At 63.3% G+C, this 23,040-nt stretch carries 26 protein-coding genes; 12 read left to right on the forward strand and 14 right to left on the reverse strand.

Annotation, left to right across the window (positions count from 1 at the left end):
• Positions 1 to 78 precede the first annotated feature (78 nt).
• Positions 79 to 1,338 carry a sulfotransferase family protein gene (locus tag ACOOGG_RS05615; RefSeq protein ID WP_420433148.1) on the forward strand — a complete coding sequence of 420 codons (1,260 nt, stop codon included), beginning with the start codon at positions 79 to 81 and terminating at the stop codon, positions 1,336 to 1,338.
• Here ACOOGG_RS05615 and ACOOGG_RS05620 read toward each other — a convergent pair.
• Genes ACOOGG_RS05620 through ACOOGG_RS05630 form a run of 3 tightly spaced genes read right to left on the reverse strand, consistent with a single transcriptional unit; the run spans position 1,335 to position 3,933 of the window.
• A complete protein-coding gene (locus tag ACOOGG_RS05620) occupies positions 1,335 to 2,417 on the reverse strand; it encodes a DUF1214 domain-containing protein (protein WP_420433150.1) in 1,083 nt (360 codons plus the stop codon). The genes ACOOGG_RS05615 and ACOOGG_RS05620 overlap by 4 nt on opposite strands.
• Positions 2,418 to 2,441: 24 nt before the next feature.
• Positions 2,442 to 3,110 carry a PaaI family thioesterase gene (locus tag ACOOGG_RS05625; RefSeq protein WP_420433152.1) on the reverse strand — a complete coding sequence of 223 codons (669 nt, stop codon included), beginning with the start codon at positions 3,108 to 3,110 and terminating at the stop codon, positions 2,442 to 2,444.
• 25 nt (positions 3,111 to 3,135) lie between these two features.
• Complete coding sequence (locus ACOOGG_RS05630) at positions 3,136 to 3,933, reverse strand: glucose 1-dehydrogenase (protein ID WP_420433154.1); 798 nt, start codon at positions 3,931 to 3,933, stop codon at positions 3,136 to 3,138.
• Between the two features lie 81 nt (positions 3,934 to 4,014).
• On the opposite strand from ACOOGG_RS05630, the gene ACOOGG_RS05635 reads away from it, so the two are divergent.
• Entirely contained in the window at positions 4,015 to 5,208 is a 1,194-nt protein-coding gene (locus ACOOGG_RS05635; protein ID WP_420433156.1) for an amidohydrolase family protein, read from the forward strand.
• On the opposite strand, the gene ACOOGG_RS05640 is transcribed toward ACOOGG_RS05635, so the two are convergent.
• Together ACOOGG_RS05640 and ACOOGG_RS05645 are read right to left on the reverse strand one after the other, a co-directional pair.
• A complete protein-coding gene (locus ACOOGG_RS05640) occupies positions 5,205 to 6,101 on the reverse strand; it encodes an oxygenase MpaB family protein (protein ID WP_420433158.1) in 897 nt (298 codons plus the stop codon). The genes ACOOGG_RS05635 and ACOOGG_RS05640 overlap by 4 nt on opposite strands.
• 7 nt (positions 6,102 to 6,108) lie before the next feature.
• Positions 6,109 to 7,290, reverse strand: a complete 1,182-nt coding sequence (locus tag ACOOGG_RS05645) for a cytochrome P450 (RefSeq protein WP_420433160.1) — start codon at positions 7,288 to 7,290, stop codon at positions 6,109 to 6,111.
• Positions 7,291 to 7,310: 20 nt separating this feature from the next.
• On the opposite strand from ACOOGG_RS05645, the gene ACOOGG_RS05650 reads away from it, so the two are divergent.
• From ACOOGG_RS05650 to ACOOGG_RS05660, 3 genes are read left to right on the forward strand one after another with little or no spacing between them, the layout of a single operon-like run.
• Positions 7,311 to 8,162 (forward strand): SMP-30/gluconolactonase/LRE family protein, encoded by an 852-nt coding sequence (locus ACOOGG_RS05650; RefSeq protein WP_420433162.1) that lies wholly within the window; start codon positions 7,311 to 7,313, stop codon positions 8,160 to 8,162.
• Between the two features lie 29 nt (positions 8,163 to 8,191).
• Entirely contained in the window at positions 8,192 to 8,938 is a 747-nt protein-coding gene (locus ACOOGG_RS05655) for an SDR family NAD(P)-dependent oxidoreductase (RefSeq protein ID WP_420433164.1), read from the forward strand.
• On the forward strand, positions 8,935 to 9,726 hold the full coding sequence (locus tag ACOOGG_RS05660; protein WP_420433166.1) for an SDR family NAD(P)-dependent oxidoreductase: 792 nt from the start codon (positions 8,935 to 8,937) through the stop codon (positions 9,724 to 9,726). Before ACOOGG_RS05655 ends, ACOOGG_RS05660 begins: the two co-directional genes overlap by 4 nt.
• Here ACOOGG_RS05660 and ACOOGG_RS05665 read toward each other — a convergent pair.
• Positions 9,723 to 11,081, reverse strand: coding sequence for a phosphotransferase family protein (locus tag ACOOGG_RS05665; protein WP_420433168.1), 1,359 nt, complete (start codon positions 11,079 to 11,081; stop codon positions 9,723 to 9,725). The genes ACOOGG_RS05660 and ACOOGG_RS05665 overlap by 4 nt on opposite strands.
• Before the next feature lie 20 nt (positions 11,082 to 11,101).
• Positions 11,102 to 11,881, reverse strand: coding sequence for a class I SAM-dependent methyltransferase (locus ACOOGG_RS05670; protein WP_420433170.1), 780 nt, complete (start codon positions 11,879 to 11,881; stop codon positions 11,102 to 11,104).
• Between the two features lie 22 nt (positions 11,882 to 11,903).
• Here ACOOGG_RS05670 and ACOOGG_RS05675 point away from each other — a divergent pair, with 22 nt between their 5' ends.
• Both ACOOGG_RS05675 and ACOOGG_RS05680 read left to right on the forward strand, forming a co-directional pair.
• Positions 11,904 to 12,224 carry a hypothetical protein gene (locus tag ACOOGG_RS05675; RefSeq protein WP_420433172.1) on the forward strand — a complete coding sequence of 107 codons (321 nt, stop codon included), beginning with the start codon at positions 11,904 to 11,906 and terminating at the stop codon, positions 12,222 to 12,224.
• A gap of 77 nt (positions 12,225 to 12,301) precedes the next feature.
• Positions 12,302 to 13,606 (forward strand): MFS transporter, encoded by a 1,305-nt coding sequence (locus tag ACOOGG_RS05680; RefSeq protein ID WP_420433174.1) that lies wholly within the window; start codon positions 12,302 to 12,304, stop codon positions 13,604 to 13,606.
• A gap of 3 nt (positions 13,607 to 13,609) precedes the next feature.
• On the opposite strand, the gene ACOOGG_RS05685 is transcribed toward ACOOGG_RS05680, so the two are convergent.
• From ACOOGG_RS05685 to ACOOGG_RS05695, 3 genes are read right to left on the reverse strand one after another with little or no spacing between them, the layout of a single operon-like run.
• Positions 13,610 to 14,158: a UGSC family (seleno)protein gene (locus tag ACOOGG_RS05685; RefSeq protein WP_420433176.1), complete on the reverse strand. Its 549-nt coding sequence runs from the start codon at positions 14,156 to 14,158 to the stop codon at positions 13,610 to 13,612.
• 27 nt (positions 14,159 to 14,185) lie between these two features.
• Positions 14,186 to 15,169, reverse strand: coding sequence for a hypothetical protein (locus tag ACOOGG_RS05690; RefSeq protein WP_420433178.1), 984 nt, complete (start codon positions 15,167 to 15,169; stop codon positions 14,186 to 14,188).
• A gap of 9 nt (positions 15,170 to 15,178) precedes the next feature.
• Entirely contained in the window at positions 15,179 to 15,640 is a 462-nt protein-coding gene (locus ACOOGG_RS05695; protein WP_420433180.1) for an Lrp/AsnC family transcriptional regulator, read from the reverse strand.
• Positions 15,641 to 15,827: 187 nt separating this feature from the next.
• Between ACOOGG_RS05695 and ald the strand changes: the two genes are divergently transcribed.
• Positions 15,828 to 16,961, forward strand: a complete 1,134-nt coding sequence (gene ald / locus ACOOGG_RS05700; protein ID WP_420433182.1) for an alanine dehydrogenase — start codon at positions 15,828 to 15,830, stop codon at positions 16,959 to 16,961.
• Positions 16,962 to 16,972: 11 nt separating this feature from the next.
• Here ald and ACOOGG_RS05705 read toward each other — a convergent pair whose 3' ends face one another.
• Together ACOOGG_RS05705 and ACOOGG_RS05710 are read right to left on the reverse strand one after the other, a co-directional pair.
• Entirely contained in the window at positions 16,973 to 18,475 is a 1,503-nt protein-coding gene (locus tag ACOOGG_RS05705) for a GMC family oxidoreductase (protein WP_420433184.1), read from the reverse strand.
• Positions 18,475 to 19,242 carry an enoyl-CoA hydratase family protein gene (locus ACOOGG_RS05710; RefSeq protein ID WP_420433186.1) on the reverse strand — a complete coding sequence of 256 codons (768 nt, stop codon included), beginning with the start codon at positions 19,240 to 19,242 and terminating at the stop codon, positions 18,475 to 18,477. Before ACOOGG_RS05710 ends, ACOOGG_RS05705 begins: the two co-directional genes overlap by 1 nt.
• Before the next feature lie 112 nt (positions 19,243 to 19,354).
• Between ACOOGG_RS05710 and ACOOGG_RS05715 the strand changes: the two genes are divergently transcribed.
• The 3 genes from ACOOGG_RS05715 to ACOOGG_RS05725 are packed head-to-tail and all read left to right on the forward strand — an operon-like array spanning position 19,355 to position 21,307.
• Positions 19,355 to 20,437: an LLM class flavin-dependent oxidoreductase gene (locus ACOOGG_RS05715; protein WP_420433188.1), complete on the forward strand. Its 1,083-nt coding sequence runs from the start codon at positions 19,355 to 19,357 to the stop codon at positions 20,435 to 20,437.
• Positions 20,438 to 20,441: 4 nt separating this feature from the next.
• Positions 20,442 to 20,897 (forward strand): hypothetical protein, encoded by a 456-nt coding sequence (locus ACOOGG_RS05720; protein WP_420433190.1) that lies wholly within the window; start codon positions 20,442 to 20,444, stop codon positions 20,895 to 20,897.
• Positions 20,897 to 21,307 carry a MaoC/PaaZ C-terminal domain-containing protein gene (locus tag ACOOGG_RS05725; RefSeq protein ID WP_420433192.1) on the forward strand — a complete coding sequence of 137 codons (411 nt, stop codon included), beginning with the start codon at positions 20,897 to 20,899 and terminating at the stop codon, positions 21,305 to 21,307. Before ACOOGG_RS05720 ends, ACOOGG_RS05725 begins: the two co-directional genes overlap by 1 nt.
• A gap of 73 nt (positions 21,308 to 21,380) precedes the next feature.
• On the opposite strand, the gene ACOOGG_RS05730 is transcribed toward ACOOGG_RS05725, so the two are convergent.
• A complete protein-coding gene (locus tag ACOOGG_RS05730; protein ID WP_420433194.1) occupies positions 21,381 to 21,515 on the reverse strand; it encodes a hypothetical protein in 135 nt (44 codons plus the stop codon).
• 33 nt (positions 21,516 to 21,548) lie between these two features.
• Between ACOOGG_RS05730 and ACOOGG_RS05735 the strand changes: the two genes are divergently transcribed.
• Complete coding sequence (locus ACOOGG_RS05735) at positions 21,549 to 22,100, forward strand: cation transporter (RefSeq protein WP_420433392.1); 552 nt, start codon at positions 21,549 to 21,551, stop codon at positions 22,098 to 22,100.
• Positions 22,101 to 22,166: 66 nt separating this feature from the next.
• On the opposite strand, the gene ACOOGG_RS05740 is transcribed toward ACOOGG_RS05735, so the two are convergent.
• Complete coding sequence (locus tag ACOOGG_RS05740) at positions 22,167 to 23,030, reverse strand: metal ABC transporter permease (protein ID WP_420433196.1); 864 nt, start codon at positions 23,028 to 23,030, stop codon at positions 22,167 to 22,169.
• Between the last annotated feature and the right edge of the window lie 10 nt (positions 23,031 to 23,040).

Below are 23,040 nucleotides of genomic sequence, written 5' to 3' on the forward strand. Positions count from 1 at the left end.
GCCGATGCCGTCTGCGGGCATCTGGTGGAACGGCTCCGGCTGCCTCATCTCGACGTTGGCACCGCTATTGTCCCGGACGTGAGCGACCGCCCTGCCCCTATCCGAATAGAGGACCTCGTCGTACCGGTGCTGGCCCCCGAGATCGCCCAGATGATGGAGCAAACCGCGCCCATGGCCGATCAGATCGAGCTGAGTCCTGAGGCGATTCTGGGTGCGGCCACCGCTCAGACCGGGCTCAGCGACTTCGGCCCCGACGAGTTCCGTGCCCCGCTCGAGGTGTTGTGCCACTCCCTCGATACCGAGGCCGACCACTCCCCCATGGGCCGGGTGAGCAGCTTTAGCCAGCTCACCACTTTTGCCGCCAACCGGCTGCGCATAGAGCAGTACATCAAGGACCATCCCGATGCCCTAGATGTGCCCATCGACCGACCCATAGTGATCGCCGGGCTGCCCCGCACGGGTACTACCCATTTGCACAACCTCATTTCTGCCGACCCCGCGCTGAGGTCTCTGCCCTGGTGGGAGGCCATGGAGCCGGTTCCCCCTCCCGAGGAGGCCGGAACTGTGGAAGGCCGCATCGAGCGGGCCAAAAGCGGGCTGGTGATCCACAACACGGCCATGCCCCACTACGACCGCATGCACGAGATGACTTGGGATCACGTCCACGAGGAGATCCACCTGCTGGGCATCGACTTCTCCACCATGCTGTTCGACTGCCTGGCCGTGCTGCCTACGTGGCGGTCGTACTACAAAGAGCACGACCAGACCCCCCACTACCAGTACCTCAAGCGGATTCTCAAAGTGCTCACCCACCAGCGCCCACCCCGGGAGCGCTGGGTGCTCAAGTCACCCCAGCACCTAGAGCAGATCGGCCCCTTGATGAACGTGTTCGGCGATGCCACCGTGGTGTTCACCCACCGCGATCCGGTGTCAATCACCGCCTCGTTTGCCACCATGATCTGCTACTCGGCCCGCATGAGCGCCACCCATCCGGTGGACGTCTTCGGCATCGGCCAGTGGTGGGCCCAGCTCATCGCCGACATGCTCCAGTCGTGCACCGACGACCGCGACTTGGTTCCCCCCGAGCAGTCCATCGACGTGCTGTTCCATGAGTTCATGGCCGACGACGTGGCCATGGTGGAGCGCATCTACAAACTGGCCGACCAGCCGTTTACCTCCGACGTCAACGCGGCCATGGACGCCTACATGGACGATCACCCCCGCGGCAAACATGGCCGGGTGATCTACGACTTGGCTGACTTCGGCATGACCGCAGTGGAGCGACGCCAGGCGCTCAGCTTTTACACCGACCGTTTCGCGGTTGAACTAGAGCACTAGCCCAGGTCGGCCAGCTTCACCACCTCGGCGCTGATGGGGTCGGGGGTCCTCTCGGGCAGGAACCAGCGGAACCAGATGCGCCCGTGGGGCCGACCCTGGGTGGACACCCAGTTGGGTACTCCCGGATCGATTGCCGACAAGACGATGGTCCAGGACCCGTCGGGATCCAACTCCACCTTTGAGCCGTTTGTGGTGACGTCGTCGTAGTCGTAGTTGAAGCAGTGCAAAAACTGGTTCCACAGGCACATGTTCCAGAAGACACACTCCGGCGAGCTCCCTTTCAACACCAGCGCCTCGTCATCGTCTAACTCGAATGCACCCATGGCGTAGGAGGCATCTCCCGCGGCCCAGCCGAAAGTCACTGTGGGCACCGGGAACGGGTCGTCGATGTGGTTGGGCGTGCCCAGCGGAATGGGAACCATGGCGGCCTGTTCCTTCACCCAGGTAGTGGCGGCCTGGAAGCGCCGGGCCACCTCGGTATCGGTGTGCACCTCGCTCCATGGAGGGGCAGGGTCCTGGCACTCGATGCGCCAACGGGCTTTTTCACCATTCACCGGGTCGTTCATGTAATCGCGGGTGCAGGCCACCACCGCATCGGGGGTTAGCTTCAAGAAGTTGCCGTCGTGGTCGTTCGGGCTGACGACCATCTCGTAGGTGCCGTCGGGGTTGGGCGTCATCTCCGTGGTGTTGAGCGTGCCAACGATGCGCTCGGAGTAGCGGCCGTCATCGGGACCGCCGTACACGGTCAGCGACAAGTACACCGCGTCGCCGGGGTCCACGGTCACCCGGTAGGTGCGGGAGGGGTCGATCCGGGTCATGAAATAGAAGGCGTCGGAGTTGTCGCCTCCCCACTTCTTGTATGGGCCCACAATCTCGGTGAACCGAGGCCGGTTGGTATCGGCCCACACGTAAACGTCTAGTGCCACCTGGGTGATGGAGAAGATCCACCGGTACCCCTCAAGCACGGCCTGGTCGTCGGCCAGGGCTTTGGGACCCGCTAGGAACTCCTGGTCTAGGACCTTCATAGTGTCGAGCAGCTCGTGAACCGCGGCGCTGGTTTCAAAGCGAGTGTCAGTCATTGGTTCTCCAGTTGTCGTTAGGCCCTATAGATCATCGATGAGCAGCCGGTTGGCCCGTATAAATGTTCCCTCAGCGGAGGCGGTCACCGTCCCATCGCAAACCATCTCGCCCGATACATACAGCTTTCGTCCCTCGCCGCCCGACGGCCAGGCCCGAAGGGTGATGTCCTTGAGCAGTGGCGTGGGCCGCCGATACACCACCTTCAGCGTTCCGGTATAGCCCCCTTGGCCGTTGACCACATTGACCACGCCCAACAGCTCGTCGAAGATCATGGCGATAATCCCCCCGTGGACCATCCCGGGCGGCCCGGCGTAGACAGCGGATAGGTTCATAGTTCCGTGGACTTCCTCTCCCTCAGCCCAGAATTCAGCGGGAGGCGAAGCCGGGTTCAACCGACCGATGATAGGGCTGTAGGGGAAGAACTGCATCGGGTCGCGTGATTCAAAACCGGCTTCCAGGTCGCCCATCACCCCTTGGCGGTGAAGCCCCTTCATCTGGTCGGCCTCCAGCAGCTTGGCCGCTTGTTCCAGCAGCTCGGTGGCATCGGAAACCGCTTCGTCGCCAACAGCAGAAACCCTGACCGCGTTCAGGAGGCGGCGGGCCGCGCCAGCCAATGCCAGCCGCTCGGCACCAGCTCCGTAGTCAGGGCTGGACGCAGCGCTGGGGGCCTCCCAGAGTGGCTTTTGGCTCAAGGCGAGTGGAGGAAGCGCTGGGCCGTCAGTCGGGGCTGTAGCCGAAGTCGACCACATGGTCGGTGCCGGGAAGGCCAGGGGTGACCAATCCGGCCCGCCAGCCGCCGTCCACATTCAGCTCTGCCCCGGTTACGTAAGAAGCCTCGTCGCTGGCCAAGAACAACGCCGCATAGGCGATCTCGATGGGCTCGCCCACCCGGTCGATGGGATGGAAGATGTAGGGCTCTTTTTCCGCCCGAGGGTCATTTGTCGGATTGCCCATCGGGGTGTTCACCCCGCCGGGGTGGATGGAGTTGACCCTGATGCCGAATCGGCCCCATTCGATGGCCGCGGTCTTGGTCATTCCCCGAATGGCAAATTTCGAGGCCGTGTAGCTGATGAGGCCGTTTTTGGACTGCTGGCCGTCGATGGAGCTGATGTTCACGATTGAGCCGCCGCCAGCCATCTTCATGGGCTCGAGCACGGCCTTCATGCCGAGGAACGTACCCACTTGGTTGACGTTGATCACCGCCATGTAGTCCTCAAGGGTGGTGGCCTCAATGGCGGCCGGCCTGAGAATGGCCGCATTGTTGACCAGAACCGTCAGCGATCCCATGCTGGCTGCCGCTTCCACCGCCGCGGCCCAGTCGCCCTCTTGGGCCACGTCGAGGTGTACGTAGAGCGCGTTCTCACCGATGCTGGCCGCCACCTGCTTGCCGTCGTCGTCCAGGACATCGCCCAACACCACTTTGGCCCCCTCAGAGGCGAACAGCCGGGCCTCGGCTTCACCCTGCCCCCGGGCTGCTCCAGTGATGATTGCTACTTTGCCGTCCAGCCGTCCCATCTCGGTGTCTCCTTCATTGATCGGGCGGTGATTGCCGGCGCCACCCTACTTGCCATGCTCAAGCCGCCCTAACCTGTGCGCATGTATCTGGGATATCGGGTGTTCGACTCCGACAATCACTACTACGAACCTCGAGACGCCTTCACCCGATACATCGACCCGTCGTTCGCTGACCGGGCAGTGCGCCCGGTGATCGAACCCGATGGCTCTGAGGAGGTGTACATCGGCGACCGGAAGTTCACCTTCTTGGAGCACCGCAGCTTCGACACCGCCCCCAAGCCGGGGATGCTCCGGGAAATGCTCCAAGCTATGAAACAGGGCCAGGGCGGAGGCCAAGTAGTTAAGCGCAGCCAGGTCTCCGAACCCCACCGCCCCGAATACGTGACCCGTGCCGCCCGGATCGAGGTGCTCGACGCTCAGAATGTCGAGGCCGCGGTGCTGTTCCCCACATTGGCCGTGTGTGTTGAGCACTTCATGATCGACGACCCCGACCTGCTGTACGCCAACCTGGGCGCCTTCAACCGCTGGTTGGACGATGAATGGGGCCTTAATCGGGATGGGCGCATCCATGCCCCGCCCCTGCTGTCACTGGTAGATCCCGACCGGGCGGTAGCAGAATTGGAGTGGGCGCTTGGCCGGGGAGCTCGAATCGTGTCCCTGCGCCCCGGACCGGCTGGCGGCCGCAACCTCGCCGACCCGGTCTTCGACCCGTTCTGGGCCCGGATCAACGAGGCCCGGGCGATTGTCGGATTCCACATCGGGGAGTCGGGCTACAACCAGTCGATGTCGGTTCACTGGGGCGAGGAGCCCAACCCTCCTTCTCACCGGCAGTCGGCCTTGCAATGGACCTGCTTCTACGGCGACCGCCCGATCATGGAAACGATCGCCGCCCTGATCTACGCCAACCTCTTCACCGCGTTCCCCAACGTCCGGGTGATGAGCGTAGAGAACGGCAGCCTGTGGGTCGACTACCTGATGGCCGCCATGAACAAGATGAACCGCATGGGCCGCAACGGGCCGTGGCTACGAGGCCCCCTCACCGAAAAGCCCAGCGACATCTTCCGCCGCCATGTGTTCGTGTCCCCGTACCACGAGGAGCCGATTGCCGAGTTGACACGCTCCATCGGAGCCTCGCAGGTGCTGTTCGGCTCCGACTGGCCCCACACCGAGGGCCTCGCCGAACCGCTCGAGTTCACGGAATCTCTGGCTGGTATGTCTGATGCTGAGGTCCGGATGATCATGCGTGACAACCTGGCCGGTCTTGTGGCCCCTTAGGCGGCTTCTTCCCTCTTGTCGCGGAAAAGCCGGGGATCGTAGGCCACATCACACCGTTCCAGGGCTGCCTGCCACGCTGGACTGTTCATCATCACCCGCCGAAGCCCGAGGATCATCGCGGTGGCGGCCACTCGGGCTCCAGGTGTGGCCGTAAGTCCCAGCACTGTGGTCAGCCGACGGGGAATCGTGGTGATTGCCCCGTTCATCAGAACCTGGTACCCCGCACGCTGGGCGGCGGAAATCGGGGGTTTCCGAAGGAATCTGATGGCGTCGCGCATCCCCGGACTGGAGGCCAGCGCAGGGTGTCCGGATATCCAGGCCCTCAACTCGGGCGCCGTTGCCGGCAGGGGCGATGCTCCCAGTATCTCCCCCACCTTCATCTGCTCGACCACGAATTGGTCGGCTTCGGCAGCGGTCAAGCGGCCTCCGAACCGCTGGTAAGCCTCCAAGAAAGAATCGGTCAGAGTGTTGTGGACCCATGCGGCCAACTCCGGGGTCGATGCGCTATAGGCCTGTCCCCGATGCGAGGTCCCGCTCACCCCTTGGTGGGCCGACTTCACCAGGTCGATGGCCTCAGCTACTTCGGGCATCGCGCCATAGGTGGCCGACGTGACATAGAACGATGTCCGGCTGAGCCGGCCCAGGGGGTCGTCGCGATAGCGGCTGTGGTCGTCCACCCCGGCCACCACCTCCGGATGGGCGGCCTGAATCAGCAGGGCCCGAATACCACCGACGAAGACGCTCACGTCGCCGATAACCCGCCAACTCACTGATTCGGGACCGCAGAGTCCAGGGTCGCCGGGAAAATTGCCGGTATGCCTCAGCGGCATATCTGCGTGGGCGAACATGCCGCTCACCGAATTGATCACTCGAGATCTGACCAGGTGAAACATCTCAGCTTCAATCTATCGTCACGATGAGCTGTTCAAATCGGCGTATAGACGCATAGGGCACCCAGGCTGGATTGGCAGCCAACTCCATGGTGGGAAATCGTGCCAAGAGCATAGGAAAGGCCACTTGACCTTCCAACCGGGCAAGGGCCGCCCCCAGGCAGTAGTGGATGCCTTGGCCGAAGCTCATCAGCTTGCCTCCCGGCCGGGTGATATCGAATCGGTCGGGATCGTCGAATGCGGCCGGGTCGCGATTGGCCGCCAGTGACATCGTGGTGACTGTCTCCCCGGCCGCCACCGGCACCCCGAACAGGTCGAAGGGCTCAGCGGCATCCCTCCCCGACCCCAGCACCGGGGCCTCAAAGCGGAGGATCTCGTCGACTGCTTGGGCAGCCAGGCTGGAATCGTTGGACAACAAGGCTCGCTGATCAGAATGAGAAAGCAGCAACGCGGCGCCAATCATCAGCATGGAGCGGGTGGTGTCGTGGCCGGCGAAGAGCAAGTTCTCCACCATCGCCACCAGCTCGGCCTCGCTCAACGCGTCTCCGTCGGCCTCGGCGGCGATGAGGCCGCTGAGCATGTCATCGCCTGGCTGTGCTCGGCGATCGGCAATCAGCTCGGCGACATATTCGTTGAGGCCGCCGACGGCCGCCTCCAAGCGGTCCAGCAACTCGGGAGTATGGACCGAGGAGAAGACCAAGCCCAGGTCTGCGGTCCAGGCCGCGAACCGATGGTGATCGCCGGCAGGGACCCCGAGCATGGCTGCCATCACCCTGATCGGCAGCTCGTGGGCAAATTCGGCTACCAAGTCCGCGGTGTGGCCCTGGAATCCGTCCAACAACTCTTCGGTGATCTGCCCCACGCGAGGGCGAAGGGACTCCACTGCCCGAGGCGTAAACGCCCGACTGACCAGGCGGCGCAGCCGAGTGTGTTCCGGTGGATTAGCGGAGAACATGACCTGCCCCCACCAATCGGCGATCGGCCCCTCGGTGATTCCTCGAGGCGCCAAGAGGTCGGTGGTCAAGAACCGGGGGTCGCGCAACGCCGATTCCACCGCGTCGAAGCTCAATGCGATCAGGCTCCCAGCGATTCCCCGGGCCAGCGGGTGACGTTCTCGGGCCTCGGCCAACACCGGATACGGGTTCGACCAGAAGCCTGGATCGGTGAGGTCTACAACAGCGAGCTCGTTCACAGTCGCTATTGTCCCCCGGCATGGAGATGCTTCCCAGTCCCGAGCCGTTCATCGGAGGAATCGACTTCGGCGAGGGTCCCCGGTGGCACGACGGCCGCCTGTGGTACTCAGACTTCTACCAGTACTCGGTGAACGCCGCCTCGCTGGACGGCACCGTCGAGGTGATCGTCGAGGTGCCCGGCCAGCCGTCGGGGTTGGGATGGATGCCCGACGGCGACCTGCTCGTGGTGTCTATGCGAGACCGGCGGTTGCTGCGCTACGACGGAACCGCCCTACACGAGCACGCTGATGTTTCCGGAATTGCCTCTTCACTGTGCAATGACATGACCGTGGATGCCGAAGGAAGGGCCTATGTGGGCAACTTCGGATTCGACTTGCACGGCGGTGAGGATGTGGCCGCGGCCACTCTGGCATTGGTGCAGCCCGACGGTATGGCTGAGGCAGCGGCCGGCGACTTGCTGTTCCCCAACGGGGCGGTGATCACCCCCGACGGCGCCACTTACATCGTGGGCGAGAGCTTTGGAACTCAGTTCACCGCTTTCGACATCGGGCCGGAGGGCCGGCTGGAGAACCGGCGGCTGTGGGCCGCGGTTCCCGGCACCGTCCCCGACGGATGCTGCTACGACGCCGAGGGAGGCATCTGGTACGCCGATGCGGTGGGCCGGGCCGCCCTGAGGGTGCTTGAGGGGGGCGAAATCACCCATCGGGTGGAGACGGAGCTCAACTGCTTCGCAGTCATGCTGGGGGGAGACGACCGGCGTACGCTCTTTCTGGTCACTGCACCGGGATCCCATCCTGATGAGGTGCAAGGCCTTGGCCAAGCCCGGATAGAGACCGTTCGGGTGGAGATTCCCGGAGCCGGGCTTCCCTAAACCGCAGACCGAGAGAAAGAGGACGCAAAATGAGATTTTCCGGGAAGGTGGCTTTGGTCACCGGGGCAGGATCGGGAATAGGCCAGGCCACCGCGGTACGACTGGCCAGCGAAGGAGCTGTCGTCGTCGGCAGTGACATCGACGGCTCGGGGCTGGAGGAAACCGCAGGAATGATGGGCGAGGACGCCGCATTCCATACCGCGGTATCCGACGTGTGCAGCAGGGACGCCTGCTATGAGCTGATGAGCTCGGCGGTGGCCGAACACGGTCGCCTCGATGTGCTGTGCAACGTCGCCGGAGTGGCCCGAGGCCATCGGGTGGGCGACGTCGATCAGGAAACCTGGGATCTGATCATGGGTGTGAACGTAGAAGGAGTGTTCTGGATGTCTCAGGCCGCGCTCCCCCACCTGGAGTCATCGAACGGCTGCATTGTGAACATCGCTTCCAATGCCGGATTGATGGGACAGGCCTACACCGTGCCCTACTGCGCTAGCAAAGGAGCGGTGGTACTGATGACCAAGGCCATGGCCATGGAGACGATGAAGACCGGCATGAGGATCAACGCCATCGCCCCCGGCGGTGTTGACACCAATCTGGCCGCCGCATTCGGCTTTCCCGAGAATCCCGACATGGAGTTGATGGGGCGGTACATGGGGATGCGGGGAATGGCCCAAGCCGAAGACATCGCCTCTCTGGTGGCCTACGTCGCCTCCGACGATGGCCACCGGATACATGGCTCAGTGCTTAGTATCGACGGCGGTATGACCGCAGGATGAGCTGGAATCCGTCTGGCCAACGAGTGCTGATCACTGGCGCCTCCTCGGGCATCGGGGCCGCCTTGGCGGTTGAATTGGCCCGGTGCGGGGCATATGTGGGCTTGGCCGCTCGCCGGGGCGACCGGCTCGAACAGGTTCTTGGCGAAGTGCGAGATGTCGGCGGCGATGGCTGCTGGTGGATGTTGGATCTAGCCGACTTGGACAGTGTGGCCCCGTTCGCCGATCGGGCCTGGGCTGAGATGGGGCCCATCGATGTGCTGGTGAACAACGCAGGCGCCCCTCGGCGCCGGTCGATGAAGCGGCTAACGGCTGAGGAGTTGGACGAGACGATGGCGGTGAACTTCACCGGATCGGCCCGGCTCACCCTGGCTCTTCTGCCTCACATGCTGGAACGGGACTCGGGGACCATCGTGAACGTGTCGTCTATGGGCACGCAGTCGATGGCTTTTCGGACCGGGGCCTACGCCGCGGCCAAAGCCGCGCTCAACCTGTTCACCGAGGGCCTCTATTTCGATCTGGCCGGGACTGGCGTAAGTGCCCACCTGTTCACCCCCGGCTCTACCGCCACCGAGTTCTCCACCCCGAAGCCGGGCAACGACGACCCGTTCCCCCAACCCCCTGATGCGTTCATGGACCCGGTGGATGTGGCCAAGGCGCTGATCGCCAAACTGGGCAACCACGATTTCGAGGGGTTCGCCTCTGCCGCCCTGCTGGAGACCGCCCAAGCCAAGCGGGCCGATCCCAACGGCTATCTGGTGCAGGCGATCGAGATGATGACTCGGCGCTAGTCGATCCTCGAGAAGGTCCGGCCGGGGAACAGGTCCACCACCGGCTTCCAGAGATACTCCAAGCGCCAGGCCCGGCGGGCCAGATAGCGGAGCACATCGGCCTCGTTTCCTGCTCCCTGGTCTTGGATGGCCTTGTCAAGATCCATCAGCCCATCTTCGAGCGTGTCGGACCGGCGGCCAATGAGGGCGGCGATCTCATCCAACTCGATGGCGCCCAACTTCGGGCCGATCTGCTTCTGTCGGTCCAGGCACTCGACTAGCAGCGTGGCGTGCTCCAACCGGTGGCGGGGATAGTCGCCCTCTACCGCCGGCAGCACCTCGTCGCGCAGGTTGGCAATGACCACCCCTTCTAGCGAGCTGGCCATCTCAACCTCGGGCAGCTCGGGGCGTTCCAATTCGATTCCCATGGCGTCGGCTAGGGCCTCGCAGGTGGCCCGCTCACAGATGTAGCGATAGGCCCAGTTCATGCCGTTGGGCATCTGGGGGTCGTTGACCACCGTTATCCGGGCCAGCGACACGATCGATCGCACAAACTGCTGCACCCGGTAGTAGCGCACCGAGTCGAGGTGTACCGGGAAACCAGACAGCTCCTCGTAGCGCCGAATGACCGGTCCAAGTCCCTCGTCCGGGGTTGAAGGACAGAAGAACTCCCGTGTGCAGATGTTGCCGAAGTCCTCCATGGGATCTCCAAAATGAGCCCATTCCCAGTCGACGATGGCGCTCACCTGCCCATCTTCGAACATGAAATTGGCCGGTCCAGTGTCTCCCTGCAACAGGCTCACCCGGTCGAGGCGCTCCGGTACATTGTTCCGGATCCACTGGAGCGAGAAGGTGTACAGCGGGTCGGTCACCATGCCGTCGAGAAAGCGCTCCACAAAATCCACCTCGCCCAAGGCACACTCGGCCGAGGTAGCGGGCACCGGCATGTGATCGAGACCCAACGAGCCGGGGTCCAACGAGTGGAGCAGCGCCAGTTGCTGAATGAAGTCCTCGAGCACCGCGGCCTGCTCTTCAGGACCGGCGTTGTCCAAGTCGGCCCGCCCGGGCATCCGCTCGTGGAGGGCGGCCTGGAGATCTTCATTCCACGCACAGATAGCAGGAACCTTCATGCCGGTCTCGACCAGCGCAGTTTGCACTTTGGCCTCGCTCTTCACCGAATGGGTGCCGCTGCCGTCTCCTTCACGGTCGAGGCGCAAGAAGTACTCGGCGACCGATCCGTCGGGGCGGGTCACATCTACCACCCACGCCTCCCGCCGAGCGATGTGGCGCTTCAGATGGGTTATCCGGCCGCCACCCGCCTCAGCGATCCAGTCGGTCATCCCATCGGGCAAATCGTGATTGAGTTCTTCAGCCATCCCGATGGCTTAGCACGCGCCTACCCCACGGGTCTCTTTCCCCAGACAGCAACCCAAAGGCAGTCGATGTAGCGGAAGGTGGGATCGTCAAAGCAGGCCAACAGTTCGTCATAGTCCGCTTCGTCGTAGTCGTCCCGTCGAGCGCTGAGCGGGCGGGCCACCTCCATGGTGAAGCGGCGGTACCGGGCCCGCAGTGAACCACCACTCACAATGTCAGTCAGCCCTTCTGAGGACACATCTTCTAGACGGTCACCAAACACCTGGTGGACGCGACGGCCAACGAATGCGTCCATACGGGTACCAGCAGCCGATCGCTCCCGAAATCGACGGAACACCTCTGCTCTGGGATGGTCGGGGTCGCACTCCATCATGGTTCCGTAATCGGGCTCAGCGACCATGACCCATCCCCCCGGTCTAACCGAGCCCACCAGGTTGTCAACCGCCGCATCGAAGTCGGATACATGGGCCAGCAATGCGCGACAGTGCACTAAGTCGAAGGCCGATTCCTCCACCGGGCCGTCGCAGATGTCATGCGTGCGAACATCGGGGCCGCTCAAGAACCGGGGCATGATGTCGGCCGAAATCACCTCAGCACCACGATCTCGCAGCCAGTTCGAAACCGACCCTCGACCAGCCCCCACATCGGCACACTTCCAGCCGCTCTCCACTCCGATTCGCTCCAGTCGGGCGAAGGTGGGCCCGTCGAGAATGGCCTCCAGCAGGGCCAGGCGCGGTCCTTCTCCCTGATCGTCGATCTCCGACATGGCATACCGCACTCCTGGGCGTTCTACGCTGGCCATTCCGTGAGCCTACGATGCGGGTATGAGCGAAGAGCGAGTATTCGGCGATGTGGCCACCAAGCTGTTGATGGAAAACGATCGGGTGAAAATTTGGGAGATGCGCCTCGATCCCGGCGAGCGGTCCGATCTCCACCGTCACGATCACGACTACGTGCTTGTGCAGGTATCGGGCGACAAGATCGCGGGAGACTTCGAGCCCGACACAGCCGGGGAGTTCTCCGGTCTGGTAGAAGGCGACGTAATCCCTGGCCAGCCCATGTACATCACTAAAGGTGGCATCGAGGCCGCGGTCAACACCGGCTCCGAGCCCTACTACGAAATCCTGATCGAGCTGAAAGACTGAGCTCTCCAACAACTCATCAACAGCCGCACGATGCGGCGTACGCCTGGCGGCTGCTGGTAACCCTACTCGCTGGTCAGGTGGTGTTCGGCTCCACCATGACGATCATCGGGGCCTCTTTGTCGGACATCTCGGAGAGTCTGGGCACCACCAACGCCACGCTTTCTTGGGCGGTATCCGCCCCGTTCCTGGGCCTGGCCGCGGGGACCACGGTATTCGGGACTTTGGGCGACTTATGGGGCCACCGGCGGATGCTGATTCTCGGACTGACGGTGTTCACGGCAGCAACCGGAGTGTGCGGGCTGGCCTGGGATGCCCTTAGCTTCATCGGCTTTCGAGCGTTGGTCGGGCTGGGTGGCGCCATGATGATCCCCAACGGGATGGCTATCTTGATGGCTGCTTTTCCGGTCAACCAACGAGCACGAGCCATGGGTTGGTTCCAATTTGCCGCCGTGGGAGGTCCGGCCATCGGCTTGGTCACCGGCGGCGCCCTGGTGGACGCATTGGGATGGCGGGCGATCTTCGCGGTCTACACGCCGGTCGCGGCGATCGGTTTGATCGCCGCAGCCATGGTTGTGCGTCCTTCTCTGCCCGGCGAGGCCAAACCAGTAGACATTGCGGGCGCGCTCAGCCTGGTGTCTGCGGTGGTCGCCTTGATGGTGGCCCTGGACCGGGGCGCCAACCTGGGTTTCGGCCACCCGGTGGCCCTGGCGTTCTTGGCCCTCGTGCCGGTAACCATTTGGACGTTTGTGGCCATCGAGCGGCACACGGCTCACCCGATGGTCCCGCTTGAGTGGTTCCGCCGACGCAATTACGCCGGGCCGGTAGTGGCCTCAGCCACGGCCAACGCGGCCTATATGGGCGGGTTCATCCTCGCCCCTCAGCTCTTGCAGGAGCGCTATGGGTACACGCTCACTGCGGCCACCGTGTTCCTGGTTGTTCGGCTGATCTCCTTCAGCCTCAGCTCGCCGGTGGGCGGTCGGCTGACCTCGACTCGGGGCGAACGGTGGACATCCACCCTGGGAAGCGTGCTGGTGGTGTTGGCCATGGTGTCTTTTGCCGCCGGAGCGCTGGTACACGCGGTAGTGCTAGTGGTTTTGGGCCTAGCGCTGGCCGGCGGAGGACTGGGGGTGGCCGGCCCCGCGTACCAGGTATCGGTAGTGGGGGCAGTTCCGATGGACCGTCTCGGGGCGGCAACCGGAATGTTCCAGACGCTCACCAGTCTGGGCACCGCGGCCGGGGTCCAAGTCTTGGTGCTGGCCGTAGGCGAGAACGTCACGGGCGCGGCTTTTGCCAACGCATTTTGGCTAGGTGCGGGGGTGGCCGCCATCGGTGTTTTCGGGGCGCTGGCTATTACTTCAACCAACTCCGCTTCGGTGAAATAGCGGTTAGCTCTGCCCGGTCAATGCAGCCAAGACCTTGGGGGCCATGATCTCGGCTAATTCCAGGCACTCCTCTTTCGACCAGATGGCGATGGGAACCCACGGATAGTCCACGGTGAGGAACTCGTAATCGGAACATCCGCTCACTCGGGCGATGGCCTGGGCTGAGCCCCTCATCTCCTCGTGGACGATGGCGACGCTGGGAACGCCAGCCCACTCCAGTTCCACTGCATCCCGCAAACTGCGGGCGCTGCAACTGCCTCAACCGCCGAAGCCGGTGATGGCGACGGTTGCCTCCTCGGTCAACCGGCTCCAGTCGCCCGGGTCGGGCGGGATCGACACCGAGCTCTTCACCACCTTAAGCGGGGCTTGCGGATCGCTCAGCTTGGCCAACTCGTCGTACAGGGCGTCCAAGAAGATCTCCCCTTCGCCGAGGCCGTTGGCCACCAGAGCGACCACCGCTCCGTCCAAGCTGGCCGGCCGGGGGGAGAAATCGTGGTCGTCGGTGCGATCAAATGGGCCGGACGTGGGGTCGAGGCCGATGAGGGCAGTCATATTCTCAGAGTAGCCTATTGGCGCGCACTAGAAGATGGGCTCGGTGATGGCGAGGGCGAGATGGGGTAGCAAGAGCCAGCTTGCTCCCATGCCGGCGCCTCCTGCGGCCACGATCAAGATACCCTCGGGTTTGCCGATGCGGGCCATGCGGTCGGTGGCGCTGGTGGCGGGCGCATTGAGCCGGGGCCACAGATACTGCTGAATATCGCTCTTCGACCACCCCTCTGCGATGAAGAAGCGATGGTGCTCATGGCCGATGACGATCACCACGTTGCCGTCTTCGCCCAGCCACGAGTCCCCAGCGATGCCGTTGGCCCGTATATTCGCCACAAGCGTGTCGCACACACCCTCGGCAGTGCGGCTGGTGAAGTCGGTGGCCTCGACCATCTTCATCAGTGAGTGGACGGTCACCGCGCTCTGCTCTGCGTCAAAACCCCGCTGGACGTGGAGCGGCGCCCAGTCGGAGGCCTCCTCGTTCTCCCCGAAGCAAAAGGAGTAGCGGGCCGGCGTGGAATAGCTGGCCCGATCCAAGAACCCGGGTATGCCCCGGCACACATTGCGGATTACCAGTCGAAGCGCCCGCCCAATGGTGGCGTTGGCTCTGAATCCTGGTCCGAAACAGCCCGCGGCTGAGGCCACACCCAGCTCGTTGCGAACAGGCCCGTTGATGATCACCACCTGGGCCGCCCCCGAGAGCGTGCCAGTGGTGGAGTGGCAGTTGCCCTTGGGGTGCAGGTGAGCCCGCACCGCGGCCACAACCGCGGGAAAATACTCGGGAAGGCAGCCGGCCATCACCGCATTGGCCGCAGCCTGCTCCGCAGTGCAGGTCACCTCCCTAGTGGGAACCGTGCCCAGAACCTCATCCCCCAAGAGGCCGGCATGCTCCAAGAACGCGGCCACCTTTTCGGGGGTGGGAGGCATGACGGGCAGACCGTCAGTCCACCCCTTCGCGAAATAGTCCTCCACTAGGGATTCATAGCTGTCGTAAGCGTGTTGGGCGGCCGCAGTCATGCCGAAACCCTAAAGCTCGTGGCGGGTGGTATCCCATATTGAGCGGATGGCGAAACTCGACCGGAGGCGTCCAACCCCGCTGAAGCGGGACAAGTACTGGTTGTGGATCCGCTCAAAATCGCGCTGATCGGCCACTGCGAGGTGGAGCAGATAGTCGGCATCACCGGCCATCAAGTGGCAGGACATGACCTCTGGGCATTCCACCACCTCCTTTTCGAACTGGCGCAGGTTCGCCTCGCTCTGACTCACCAAGGAGATCTCCACGAACACGTCGAGGGAGCGGTTGATGGCTTGCGGATCGACGATCATCACGTACCCGGCGATCACCCCTTCGGCCTCTAGGCGGCGGACCCGGCGATAGCAGGCCGAGGGCGACAACCCCACTCGCTCGGCCAACTCAGCGTTGGACATGCGGGCATCTCCCTGTAGCTCGTTGAGAATGGACCGGTCGATGGAATTCAAGTCGCTCATGGGCATGACTCCTCCTTGGTGCAGCCAGAATCACTGGGTAATCGAGGAGACATATTCTATTCGTCAATAGAGTAATATACGAATAATCTATTCAAATTAGAATCGAATCGCAGAGAAAATTCAAGATATCTTCATCTATAGCGCGAGTATAATGTCATCTGTCATCGAATCGCGGCGGAGGCATGGGATGCGAATTGGGGTTCCGAAGGAAATAAAGAGCGAAGAGCGTCGAGTGGCCTTGACTCCCGGTGGTGCCACCGAACTGGTAAGCCGTGGTCATCAGGTGATCGTGGAGAGCGGGGGCGGCGCAGGGGCAGGCTTCACCGACGAGGAGTATGTCGCTCACGGCGCGCGCATTGCCGATTCCGCCGCAATGGTGTTCGACCAGGCTGAGATGATTGTGAAGGTCAAAGAACCCCAGGCCGAGGAGCGAGCCCGCCTCAGAGACGACCAAGTGATCTTCACCTATCTGCACCTGGCCGCAGACGCAGTGCAGACTGCGGAATTGGCCGAACGGGGAGTCACGGCCATCGCCTACGAATCGGTGGTTGGGCCCAATGGAGGTTTGCCCTTGTTGGCGCCCATGTCGCAGGTGGCCGGGCGAATGTCGATTCAGGCTGGGGCCCACTGCTTGGAATCCTCGCAAGGCGGACGGGGCGTGTTGCTGGGTGGTGTCCCCGGCGTGGCACCGGCAAAGGCAGTGATCCTCGGCGGAGGCGTCGTCGGACGCAACGCCGTGCAGATGGCCGTCGGCCTCGGCGCCGATGTGACGGTGATCGACCGGGACGTCGAAGTGTTGGAGGGCCTGAGCTCCAGGTACAGCTCGGCGTTGCACACCTTGCACTCCAGCGGCGGCGCCCTGGAAGAGGCGGTTCTCGGTGCCGACTTGGTGATCGGAGCAGTCCTCATCCGAGGGGCACGAGCCCCGCGCCTGGTCACCGCCGAGATGATCAAGATGATGCGGCCTCGCTCGGCGGTGGTGGATGTGGCCATCGACCAGGGCGGCTGCATCGAGACTTCTAGGCCCACCACGCACGCCAGCCCCACCTTTCTGGCTTACGACGTGGTTCACTACTGCGTGGCCAACATGCCCGGCGCAGTACCCCGGACGTCCACGTTCGCTCTGGAGAACGCCACGCTCCCCTACATAGTGAAGCTGGCCGATCTGGGGCCCACAGAGGCCATGCGTTCTGATGCTGGACTACGGGCCGGCCTGTCGGTCTGCCGAGGGCAGATCACCGAGCCAGCCGTAGCTGAGTCGCTCGGCTTCAGCCACACCTCTCCCGAGGACATGCTGGGTCTGACCAGGCACGCTGCCTAGGCGACACACCACTAGACCAGCTCAGCCATCCGCTCAGCCACGGCGATGACGTTCAGGTTGGTGTTCGCCCTCGGGGTCTCCGGCATGATGGAGGCGTCGCAAACCCGCAACCCCTCAGTTCCCCACACCTGACCGCGGGGGCCGACCACCGCGGCCGGGTCATCGGCCGAGCCCATCGCGCACGTACCCGCCCCGTGGTAGAAGGCCACATGGTTGGCGAACACATGGGCCAGCAGACCCTCTCGGTCGAGACCGTCGGGGAGGTAGATCGGGCCCGTAGACACCGTCCGGTAGGCGGGCGACAACAGCAGATCCAAACCCAACTCGAAGGCCTCAACCAGACGCACGAGATCGGGCGTGTGGGCCAAGAAGGGGTAGGTGATGACCGGTGGGTCTACGGGGTCGGTGGAAACCGGCCGGACCGATCCCCGGATTTCCACCCGTTGGAGGGCAGCGTTGAAAGCGAAAACAGTGTCCAGACCTCCCGCCTCGGCTTGTCGCCGGGGACTGGCCGAAAGGTCGATCGTCCCCACAGGGAAGAGCTGAAGGTCGTTGACGGGGCCCGTCGAGCTGGTGAAGCGCAGCAGGGTCTGAATCGTCATATCTTCGGGTGACACCATCTGCGGTCTGGGCGCCGCGAACAGATAGACAGCCGGGTGATCGGAGAAATTGGCCCCCACGCCCGGGAGGTCGACGAGAACAGGAACGCCCAGGCCGGCCAGTTCCGACGCCGGCCCGATACCGGAGCGCCACAACAACATCGGCGACTGGACCACGCCCGCGGCCACTATCACCTCCGCAGCGGGAATTGTCTCCGGCTGGCCATCGACCACTGTGTCCACTCCGATAACCCGGTTGCCGCTCCAACACAGCGCCATTGCCAGGCAATCGCCTCGCACCTCCAGGTTCGGGCGACCTCTCACCTCAGAGGTCAGATAGGCGTCGGCGGTCGACACCCGCTGGAGACCACGGCGGTTGCGGGGAAGCGGTCCGACACCGAAGGAGTCCGGGGCATTGTGGTCGTCGATGTAGCGGTGGCCGGCGCTCTGGCAAGCCTCGTAGAACACGGCATGCACCGGGTTGAGCTCTGGCTCGGACGTTCGGGCGATGGGCAGAGGGCCGTCCCGGCCATGCCATTGGGCTTCACCGTCGGGATCGGACTCCAACCGCCGGAAGCTGCTCAGCATCTTTTCCCAGCGCCATTCTTCAAAGCCCCAAGCATCGAAATCTGCGGGCATGGCCCTTACTGCGATGCCGCCGTTAACCGCGGAACTGCCTCCGAGCACCCGCCCCCGGGGATAGGGCTGAGACCTTCCCCCGGGCAGCCTCACCTCATCGCCCCAGTCGTGGCGGGGATGAGACGACACCGTGATGTCGGCCAACTCTGGCGGAATCCGCGTCCCGTGGTCGGGACCGGCCTCTACGAGCAACACCTGTCGGGCGGGATCCTCCGACAACCGGGCAGCCAACACCGACCCCGCCGAGCCCCCACCCACGATGACCGTGTCGACCATTATTGGGCGGCTTTGTTCGACTCCCGCTCGCCACGGACGAATGCCTCACGCGCCTTTTCACCCTCTCCCATGAGGTTCAGTTCATAGGTGAACCCCTGCTCGAAGCGGTAGCTGCGGTGCACGTCCACTGGGTCGATCCCGTTGATCGACCACTTGGCCTTGCGGACCACTCCGGGGGGCTTGGCCGAGATCACCCCGGCTACCCGGCGGGCCTCGTCCATGAGCTGGTCGCCGGGCACCACGCTGAGCACAGTCCCCCACCGGTGAAGATCCTCGGCGCCCACCGGCTCACAGCTGTACATCATCCAGCGCATGACCTTTTCCGGCACCAACCGGGCCGTGTGGGTGGCAGCCCCTAGGGCGCCGTTGTCCACCTCCGGCATGGAGAACTTGACCCCCTCCGCGGCCACCACCAAGTCGCAGTTTCCGGCCAGGCCGATGCCCAGGCCCAAGCAGAAGTCCTGCACGGCGGCAATCACTGGCACAGCGCAGTCGTATACCGCCCCGAAGGCCTCGTAGCAGGCGTCTCCGGTGCCCAAGACCCCTTCGAACCCCTCCATGGCCTGCATTTCCTTGATGTCCACCCCGGCGTTGAAACCCCGGCCCTCTGCGGTCAAGATGGCGACCCGCACGTTTGAGTCGTGCTTGTAGCCCCGGAATATCTCCGCCAGCCGGTAGGTGTCGGCGATGTTCAAGGCGTTGACCGGCGGATTGTCCATGGTGACAACCGCGACGCCCTGCTCATCGATCTCAGTATGAATGGCCACAGTGCGCTCCTCTGCCCGACTCTGGTTCCCGGCGGCTCAGCGTACGCCGACCCAGCGGCGGCTACTAGCTTCTACGCGAATAGACTTTCCGATCCCAGAAAGCGAGTCCACCTTGCGCATCGGCTATCTGATCGACACCAACCACGGATACTACGACCAACCCCTGCCTGAGCCCGACAACGCGGCCAACGCCCTCGACGCCATGATCGAAGAGGGGATCGTGGCCGAGCAGTCCGGCTTCCACTCCATCCAAGTGCCCGACCGTCACGGCCGCACCGAGTCGTATTTCGGTTCGCCGCTGAACCTGCTGATGATCCTGGCCCGGGAGACCAACCGAGTGGCCATCGGCTCTTACTGCCTGGTGAACACCCTCTACCACCCCATGGATGTGGCCGAGCAGTGCGCCATCATCGACAACATCTCCAGGGGTCGGCTGTACATGACCTGGGGCCGGGGTTTCCACGCCGGCTACTGGGGACAGTTCGGGGTTCCCCCCGAGCGGATGCTGGGCCGTTATCTGGAGAACGTGGCCATCATCGACAAGGCGCTGCAATCCAAGGGCGAGCGTTTCAGCTGGAACGGCGACTTCTACCAGGTGAACGACGGGCTGCTGTCCCCCAATTCATACCAGCAGCCCCGGTTCCCCTTCTGGGGAGGCGGCCAGCTGCCCGCGGCCATCGAGCGGTGCGGGGTCTACGCCGAGTCGTGGACCTGCGACGACTTCCCCATTCTCAAAGAAGTCTGGGACCAGCAGGCCGGCGCCTACCGCGCCAAAGCCATCGAACACGGCAAGGAGCCGTTCATCGTGTTGATGCGCAAGGCGTGGGTGGCCGACACCTTCGAGCAGGCCGCTGAGCAGTACGGCAGCCACTATGTACCTGAGATGCGCTTTTACTGCGAGCAGGGCATCCTGGCCCACCACCCCGAGTTCGACTCTCCGGAGAAGATCACCACCGAATCGGCCCGAGAGCACATCGTGGTGGGCTCCCCCGCACAGTGCCGGGAGCGTTTGGAGCAGTACCACGAGGAGCTGGGCGTGCAGTATTTCACCGTGCAGTTCCGCATGGTCACCGGGCCCTCCTTCGAGGCCACCCGTGAGCAGATCCAGCGCTTCGGCGAGGAGGTGGTGCAACCCCTGCATCGCAAGTACCCCGCCCCCGACCATCCGGCTATCCCCGAAGCCTGCCGGTGGTGATGAGATGACATCGACGACACAATCTCCGTCCATCGATGAATTGGAATCCCTGGTGGGAAGGCAGTTCCCGGGTGGTACCTACGACTTGGAACCCTGGCGGGTTTGGCTGACCAACGATGTCATCGGCGCGCCGCAGCGAACGGACGGCATCGCCCATCCGATGTTCTGCTACTACGCGGCCATGGCCGGCCTGGGCATATCCATCGACGAGATGTTCACCCTCTGCTACGCGTCAGCCGACGATGGCCCCATGTTCGGCGAATGCGACATCCAGCAATTGCACCCCCTGGAGATCGGTGCCACCTACACCGTGCGGGGAGAGATCACCAGCGCAGTCCGCAAGCAAGGTGAACGCACCGGGACCTTTGACATCGTGGCCTTTCGACTCGAGGTCGTCGCCCCCGGTGGTGAGGTTTCCTCGGTTGTGTCCAACTCCTTTATCTTTCCCCGGAGGCCCTAATGACTGCGATCCCAAGTCCATCAGTGGGTGACGAGCTTCCCCGTCTGGCAATCGAGGCGGTAGATGCCGAGAAGATGAAGACGATGGCCGCCCTGCTGGCCGACTCCAACCCCATCCACTGGGATGTTGCCACCGTAAAGGAGCTGGGCATGGGCGACCAGCCGGTGAATCAAGGCCCCAACAACCTGGGCTATGTGATGAACATGCTGGGCGACTGGGCCGGCGGTGCTGAGCGCATACAGCAGATTCGGGTGCGATTCCTCGACAACGTGTTCGCCGGCGATCGGTTGGAGGCGGGCGGCACGATCACCGCGGTCGGCGACGACGGAACCGTCGACTGCGACGTCTGGCTGGCCCGCGACGGCACCCACCCAGTGCTGGCCGGGACTGCCACTGTGTCGATGGCCTAGCAAGCAGGCGAGGCTTTGAAGATCACTGCGATATCCCGGTACACGTCCACACCGACGAGTGCTGTATAGCGGCCTAGTGGACAAAACTGGTCATGGCCATGGTCATGACCACGATTAGGATTGCGGCCACGACCACGATCACAACCACGAACATGCCCACGATCACGGGCACGATCACCACGGCCATGACCATGACCACCATCATCATCACGACTTACGGGAAGCCAGCCGCAAGAGCCTGATTACGGCGGTCACCCTGACCACCACTTTCATGGTGATCGAGGTGATCGGCGGTTTCGCGTCGGGCAGCTTGGCGCTCATCTCCGATGCCGGACACATGCTCACCGACAGTGCAGCCATCGGTTTGGCTCTGTTCGAAATGTGGGCGGCTGACCGACCGGCATCGCATCGCCGGGTATCCGAGGTCTTCCACGTGCTGATCGATGGCACCCCTGAGAACGTGGACGTCTACAAGCTGTGCCACGAAATCGAGGAATTGGACGGGGTGACCATCGTCCACGATGTCCACGTGAGGACGATCTCATCGGGCTATCTGTCGATGACCGCCCATGTGTTGGCCGATCCCGCTGTGGACGTACTTGATTCGGACAACCAGCTCCGCAGCATCCGCGAGATCGTGAAGCGCCACGGGATCCATCACACCACCATCCAGCTTGAGCATTCAGTAGTGGGCTGCGACCAGGAGAACCACCACGTCGACCACCTGATGGCGACGGAGCGGGAAATCCGCAAGAAGTCCAAACTGGCCAGCTTCCTCACGCACTCCCACTGAGGGGCCACGGGGATAAGTGACCTTCCACAGGTCGCATGCGTTGGGATGTCGGATTTTGCGCAGGCTTCATGAAGCCATACGGACGTTGTAAAGCCCGGCAATAGACCGGACCGTCAAGGCGGCCAAGAACAGCACCACCGTGCCCAAGGCCATAGTTGCGCCCGCCGCAGTGTCGTGGTGGTAGCTGATGAGCAGCCCGACCACCACCGCCAAAGAGCCGAGAATGACTGCGGTGACCATGATGAACGGAATACGGCGGACCAATATGGCCGCTGCGGACGGCGGAGCCACCAAGAAAGCGAACACCAGCAGATTCCCCACCGCCTGGAACGACGCCACTATGGCTATGGCCAAGAGCGCCAGCAGAGTGGCGTGGGCTAGGCGGGGTCGGAGGCCCAACAGCCGAGCCTGGGCCTCATCGAAGGTCATCACCAAGAACGCCCGGTGAAAGATCACGACTCCCAGCAACACGACTCCGGCAATGATTAACTGGCGAATGAGGTCGTTGTCGGTGACGCCGGTTATGGAGCCGAATAGGAACCGGTTGAGATCGCCGGAATACGCCCCCGAACTGCTGGACATGATCACAACCGCCAAGGCCAAGAAACCCACGTAGAGCAACCCGATCGAGGTGTCAACCGGCAGCGGCGAGCGGTTGCGGATGAGATTGATTCCGGTGACCATTACCAACGCGGCGATCAGCGCCCCGATCGTAGTGTCCCCTCCGATGATGAAAGCGATGGCCAGGCCGGGCAGGACCCCGTGGGCCAAAGCCTCTCCTAAGAAGCTTAACCCTCGAAGCACTACCCAAGTGCCAACTGTGGAGGTTGCTAGCACTGCCAACAGCCCCGACCACAGCGCGTTTCGCATAAAGACGTTGACGGTAAAGGGCTCGATCCACCAGTCGAATGGATTGGTCAAAAATTCCACAAGCCGAACC

The organism is Candidatus Poriferisocius sp., assembly GCF_965214065.1.
Taxonomy (GTDB): domain Bacteria; phylum Actinomycetota; class Acidimicrobiia; order Acidimicrobiales; family Bin134; genus Poriferisocius.